We start from the raw sequence: 5,521 nt of genomic DNA on the forward strand, positions 1-5,521 counted from the left end.
CGCGCGCCCGGCCCGCGCCGTCCGCACGTCCGGCGTGGAGCCGCGGGTGCGGACGGTCCCGGCCGAGCGGCTCGCCGCCGCGGCGCGCGAGGCGGCCGAGGAGCTGCTCGACCGGGTCGAGGGCACGATCGGCGTCATCGTCCCGCTCGCCCTGGACGGCGAGGCGCCTCCACCGGCCCGGAGCCGCGTGACCCAGGACGCCCTCTGGGACGACGCAGACGACGCGGACGACGCCACCCCCGAGGACGCCGCTCCGGACGCCGGCCGGGGCGTCTCCTGGGACGCCGGCGCCCGCGAACGGCTCGGCGCCGGGCTGCCCGGACGCGTGCAGGTCCTGGACGTCCTGGAGGCCAAGGGGCTGGAGTTCGACGCCGCCGTCATCATCGCCCCCGAGACCGTCGCCGCGCAGTCGCCGCGCGGCCTGCGCGTCCTCTACGTCGCGGTGTCCCGGGCCACGCAGCGGCTCACCGTCCTCACCGCCGACCCCGAGTGGGAGCGGACCCTGCTCTCCGGTTGACGGCGGCGCGGCGAGCCGCCCCGCGGTTAGGCTGGCGCGAGCCCCCTACCCGTGGACGGAGACCGATGACCGGGCGAAATCCCGCCCCCCGGCGCAGCTACGGCGGCCGCTCGGCGCAGGAGCGGCGTGCCGAGCGGCGGGAGCGGCTGCTCACCGCGGGGCTGGAGCTGTTCGGGACGCGCGGCTACGCGGCCACCTCGATCGAGCGGCTCTGCGCGACGGCGAGCGTGTCCACGCGGAACTTCTACGAGGAGTTCTCCGGGCGCGAGGAACTGCTCACGACCCTGCACGCGATCATCAACGAGCGCGCCGGCGACGCGCTCGCCGCGGCCCGCGCCGAGGGGTCCGGCGCCGGGCTGCCCGAGCGGGTCGAGCAGGCGGTGCGGGTGTTCGTCACCGTCACCGCGAGCGACCCGCGCTGGGCGCGGATCGCGTTCGTCGAGGTCGTCGGCGTCAGTGCCGAACTGGAGGCGCACCGGCTCGGCTGGCGCTCGCAGTGGGCCGAGGCGGTGCTCGCCATCATCGCCGAGGCGGTGGCCCGCGGCGAGGCCCCCGACCGCGACCACCGGCTGACGGTGATCGCCGTCATCGGGGCGGTGAACAATCTCGTCCACCACTGGTCGGCGCGCGGGCAGGACGTCCCGCTGGACGACGTCATCGCCGAGCTGACGCATCTCGTCCTCGCGGTGGTCACCGCCCCCCGGCCGAACGCCCCGCCGGACGCGGCCTGACCGGGCGACGACCCGCACCGGCCGCGCGGCCGGTCCCGGTCAGATGATCGGCGGGCGGCCGGTGCGGGTCATGCGCCACGCCGTCCGCCAGGAGATCGGGCGGCGCGGCCCGGCGGGCTTGCGCCAGCCCTCGGCGAAGCCCTTGAACCAGGGCCTGAGAGAGCTCGGCCTGCGCTCGCGGAGCACCGTCATCGCGACCCACACGCCGAGGTAGGTCAGCGCGAGCGGCCACGGCAGGTTCCGGCGCGCCAGCCACACCCGGTTGCGGGCGTTGTAGCGGTAGAACATGTCGTGCCGGGTGGGCAGCACGGCGGGGTGGAACATGACGGCGGACGCGTCGTACACGATGCGGTACCCGGCGTTGAGGATCTGCCACGCGAGGTCGGTCTCCTCGTGGGCGTAGAAGAAGTCCTCCGGCAGGCCGCCGCCCGCGTCGAACGCGGCGCGGCGCATCGCGCAGGCGCCGCCGAGGAACGTGGTGACCTCGGAGGAGCGTTCCGGGTCGCCGGCGCGCAGCCGCGGGACGTGCCGGCGCTCGCCGCGGCCGCCCTCGGGGTCGCGGACGCGGAAGGAGACGACGCCGAGCCCCGGGTCGGCCGCGAACCGGTCGCGCAGGTACGTGCCGAGGCGGGTGGAGCGGTACCAGCCGTCGTCGTCGAGGAACAGGACCACGTCGCCGGAGGACGCCTCCACGCCCCGGTTGCGCCCGGCGGGGATCCCGACGTTGCTGGGCAGGCTGAGCGTGCGGACCCGCTCGTCGTCGAACGGGGCCACGTCCTCCTGGCCGCCGACCGGGTCGACGCCGTTGCCGACGAGGACGACCTCGACGTCCACGTGCTCCTGCTCCAGGGCGCTGCGGACGGCGCGGGCCAGTTCGGCGGGCCGGTTCCCCATCGTGAGGACGACGACGCTCAGCTTCACTTGAGCCTCCTGGACGCCAGGATGCTCACCAGGTGCAGCAGGGTCTGCAGGACGGCGACGGCGGCCACCGCGACGGTGAGGACCCGGATCGCGGCCGGGGTGTCGTTCCCGAGCGCGACGTCCAGCGCCGCCGCGGCCAGGATCAGCAGCGACAGCTCGACAGCGCCGATGATCCGGTGGAAGCGCAGCATGGACGCGGCCTGCCGGGCCAGCGCGATGCCGGTGGAGCGGGGCCGCAGCGCCCGGTCGCCGCCGGTCGGGTCGGCGGCCAGGCCCGACTTGGCCCGCGCCACCACGACGTTGTCGGTCTCCGCCTTGATGAGCGCGGCGCCGAGCGCGGCGACGAGGCCGAGCTCGGCCCAGCCACCGTTCTTCCAGCCGCCCTGGGCCGCGAAGCCGAGCCCGATGAGCAGCGACACCTCCGAGAGGTAGTGGCCGATCCGGTCGAGGAAGACCCCGGCCACCGACGTCCGCCGCAGGTAGCGGGCGACCTCGCCGTCCACGCAGTCGAGCAGCAGGTACACCTGGATCAGGACGGCGCCGCCGAGCGCCGTCCACAGCGCGGCCATGCCTCCGGCCGGCAGCGACACCACGACGCCCGCGACGACGCCGCTCAGCATCATCAGGTAGGTGAGCTGGTTGGGGCTGAACCCGAGGCGCAGGAACACCCACGCGAAGTAGGGGGACAGGTCGCGCATGTAGAGGCGGCCCGCCCAGTGCTCCTCGTTGCGCCGGTCCTTGAGGCCGGGCGGCTGCCCGTACTTGCGGATGTCGGCGACGCTCGCGCCCTTGCGGTGCGGGCGCTGGTCCTCCGGACGTGCCTCGGCGCGGCCGTCCTCACGGCCGGGGAGCTCAGCCTCCATGGGCCTGGACATACTCTTCCACCGCCTTGAGGGTCGCCCCCTGGTCGAGAGCGAGGTGTTCCAAGATCGTGTAGCGGCCGGGCCGCGTGCGGGGGGCGTACTGGACGGCCTCGGCGAACTGCTCGACGGTCAGCCCGACGTCGCCCGGGAAGCGCGGCAGCCCGTGCCGGTCGAGGCAGGCCAGGATCTCCGCCAGCCGCTCCTCGCCGGCGCCGAGCCGGGTCGCGCGCAGGTGGTAGCAGAACGCGGCGCCGATCCCGGCCAGCTCGCCGTGGTTGGCGGTGCCGGGGTACAGCTGGTCGATGGCGTGCAGGATCTCGTGGTCGCCGCCGCTCGCCGGCCGGGAGTCGCCCGCGAACGACATCGCCATGCCCGACAGGACCAGCGCCTCGGCGAGGACGGTGAGGAACCGGTCCGACTCGATCGACTCGGGCTGGTGCAGCAGCGACTCGGCGGCGGTGCGGGCGACGGTGAGCGCCAGCCGGTCCACCCGCTCGCCGCACTCGTCCGCCGCGAGGAGCCAGTCCTCCACGGCGGAGAAGTTGCTCACCACGTCGCCGATGCCGGCGCGGACGAGCCGGTCCGGCGCGGCGCGGACGTAGTCGAGGTCCACGACCATCGCCAGCGGCATCACGACGCCGAACGAGCCCTTGCCCCCGTCGTGGGAGAGCGAGGCGACCGGGGAGCAGATCCCGTCGTGCGAGAGGTTCGTGGCGACCGACACCATCGGGATGCCCGACAGCGTCGCCGCGTACTTGGTGGCGTCGATCGTGCGGCCGCCGCCGATGCCCACCACGGCCTCGTAGGATCCGGCGCGCAGCTTGGAGCCGAGGCTCACGGCGCCCTCCACGGTGCCGGCGTCGACCTGGAACACCTCGCACTCGGTCAGGGATCCGCGGACGTGATCGGCTATCTGGTCGCCCTGGCCGGGGCCGACCGCGATGGCGACCCTTCCCTCGGTGGCGATCCGCCGGTCGGCCAGCAGATCGCCGAGGGCGGCCACCGCGCCGCGCCGCACGTCGATGGAAAGCGGCGCGGTCAGCATCCGCGTCAGCAGGGGCATGGGCCTCCTCGCTCGGGCTCGTCGGTCGCTCGGGTGCGCCGGCCGCGGCGCCGGGCGGGCCCGGCGCCGGCCGGCGCGGGGTGTGCCCTAGTAGGTTTTGGCGATCAGGCGGGCCTTCGCCAGGTCGTCGTGGTTGTCGACCTCCACCCAGTCGACCGCGCCGATGGGCGCGACGGCGATGCGCCCGCCCCGGTTGACCAGCTCCTGGTACCCGTCCTCGTAGTAGAGGTCGGGGTCGCCCTCCCAGGTGGCCTTGAGGGCGTCCGCGAGGGGCTCCGCGGCCGCGGGCTCGATCAGGGTGGCGCCGATGTACTCGCCGTACGCGGTGGACGGGTCCATCAGCTTGGTGATGGACCGCAGGTGACCGGCCTCGTCGAGGGTCACCTTCATCTCCTCGTCGGCCAGAGTTTTCACATTGTCCACTGCCAGGAGGATGTCCGCTCCGCGGGCGGACAATAGGGTCTTCTCAATGCTCACCGGATGAACCGTGTCACCGTTGACCATGAGGACGCCCCTGGAGAAGTGCTCCCGAGCCAGCCACATGGAGTAGGCGTTGTTCCACTCCTCGGCCTTGTCGTTGTGCACGAGCGTGATGGACACGCCGTACCGCTCCTCCAAGGCGCGCTTGCGTTCCTCGACGGCGCCGGCGCGGTAGCCGACGACGATCACCACTTCGGTCAGCCCGACCTCGGCCAGGTTGCCCAGGGCGATGTCCAGGATGGTGGTGTCCCCGTCCACGGGGACGAGGGCCTTGGGGAGGGTGTCGGTGTAGGGCCGCAGCCTCCGGCCAGCGCCCGCCGCCAGCACCATGCCGATCATGCTTCCTCTTCCTCCAGGTCGACCATCACGCCGCTGCCGCGTCCCGTCCGGGCCCAAGTGGTGACGCTCTCGCCGCCGGTCAACACGCCAAGGTAGGCGGCGAGCGCGGCGTACGCGAACGGGAGGAGCCCGAAGAGGCCCGCGAAGGCCACCAGGAGCATCCGGCCCTCCCAGCCGAGCCCGGCGCGGAGGACCCACTCCTGAGGCCGTAGCCCCAGGCGGGTGCGGTACGCGGTGTCGTAGTGGTGGAACGCGAGGACGGCCGTCAGCACATAGACGAGCGGCGCCGACACTCCCTGCGCAAACCCCAGTACGGCGAGGTAACCATACTCGATCCCTCGGATTATGGGCGGTACAAGCCAGTCCATATGTCCGCGGTGCGGGTGCGCGGAGACCGCTCCGGCGAGCGGCAGCACCAGCAGCGGCGCGCACAGCGCCGGCACCGGGTCGGGTCCCGCGCCCGCCGCCAGCAGCGCGATCGTGACCGCCGCCGCCAGGAACGTTCCAGGCAGCGGCGGGAGAGCGCCGCCGGTCAGCCTGCCGAGCGCGGTGGCCAGCGGGCCGTCGCCGCGGTGCGCGCCCGGCCGCGGCGCGCCCGGCTCGCGGG

General features: G+C 74.0%; 7 protein-coding genes. 2 read left to right on the forward strand and 5 right to left on the reverse strand.

Going from position 1 to position 5,521, the window contains the following annotated elements:
• Together E1291_RS42795 and E1291_RS38505 are read left to right on the forward strand one after the other, a co-directional pair.
• Nucleotides 1-517: ATP-binding domain-containing protein (locus E1291_RS42795; protein ID WP_165495498.1), on the forward strand; the 517-nt coding region annotated here is incomplete at its 5' end.
• A gap of 65 nt (nucleotides 518-582) precedes the next feature.
• Nucleotides 583-1,248 (forward strand): TetR/AcrR family transcriptional regulator, encoded by a 666-nt coding sequence (locus tag E1291_RS38505; RefSeq protein WP_131742970.1) that lies wholly within the window; start codon nucleotides 583-585, stop codon nucleotides 1,246-1,248.
• A gap of 39 nt (nucleotides 1,249-1,287) precedes the next feature.
• Here E1291_RS38505 and E1291_RS38510 read toward each other — a convergent pair whose 3' ends face one another.
• The 5 genes from E1291_RS38510 to E1291_RS38530 all read right to left on the reverse strand — a co-directional run.
• Nucleotides 1,288-2,142, reverse strand: coding sequence for a glycosyltransferase family 2 protein (locus E1291_RS38510; RefSeq protein WP_131742975.1), 855 nt, complete (start codon nucleotides 2,140-2,142; stop codon nucleotides 1,288-1,290).
• A gap of 23 nt (nucleotides 2,143-2,165) precedes the next feature.
• The gene (locus tag E1291_RS38515) at nucleotides 2,166-3,032 is read right to left on the reverse strand and encodes a CDP-alcohol phosphatidyltransferase family protein (protein ID WP_131742971.1); all 867 of its coding nucleotides are present in this window, start codon (nucleotides 3,030-3,032) and stop codon (nucleotides 2,166-2,168) included.
• Nucleotides 3,022-4,095 carry an iron-containing alcohol dehydrogenase family protein gene (locus E1291_RS38520; protein ID WP_131742972.1) on the reverse strand — a complete coding sequence of 358 codons (1,074 nt, stop codon included), beginning with the start codon at nucleotides 4,093-4,095 and terminating at the stop codon, nucleotides 3,022-3,024. The genes E1291_RS38515 and E1291_RS38520 overlap by 11 nt, the downstream gene beginning before the upstream one ends.
• A gap of 87 nt (nucleotides 4,096-4,182) precedes the next feature.
• Complete coding sequence (locus tag E1291_RS38525; RefSeq protein ID WP_131742973.1) at nucleotides 4,183-4,914, reverse strand: phosphocholine cytidylyltransferase family protein; 732 nt, start codon at nucleotides 4,912-4,914, stop codon at nucleotides 4,183-4,185.
• Nucleotides 4,911-5,521, reverse strand: a 611-nt coding sequence (locus tag E1291_RS38530; RefSeq protein ID WP_131742974.1) for a DUF5941 domain-containing protein, incomplete at its 5' end; no start/stop codon positions are given. The genes E1291_RS38525 and E1291_RS38530, both read right to left, overlap by 4 nt.

It is taken from the genome of Actinomadura roseirufa (genome assembly GCF_900659635.1).
GTDB classification, from domain to species: Bacteria; Actinomycetota; Actinomycetes; order Streptosporangiales; family Streptosporangiaceae; genus Spirillospora; species Spirillospora roseirufa.

Bases quoted from the DNA above. Each gene is read 5' to 3' on its own strand.
- E1291_RS38505 (WP_131742970.1), top strand. From the start codon at position 583: ATGACCGGGCGAAATCCCGCCCCCCGGCGCAGCTACGGCGGCCGCTCG.
- E1291_RS38510 (WP_131742975.1), bottom strand. From the start codon at position 2,142: ATGGGGAACCGGCCCGCCGAACTGGCCCGCGCCGTCCGCAGCGCCCTG.
- E1291_RS38515 (WP_131742971.1), bottom strand. From the start codon at position 3,032: ATGGAGGCTGAGCTCCCCGGCCGTGAGGACGGCCGCGCCGAGGCACGT.
- E1291_RS38520 (WP_131742972.1), bottom strand. From the start codon at position 4,095: ATGCCCCTGCTGACGCGGATGCTGACCGCGCCGCTTTCCATCGACGTG.
- E1291_RS38525 (WP_131742973.1), bottom strand. From the start codon at position 4,914: ATGATCGGCATGGTGCTGGCGGCGGGCGCTGGCCGGAGGCTGCGGCCC.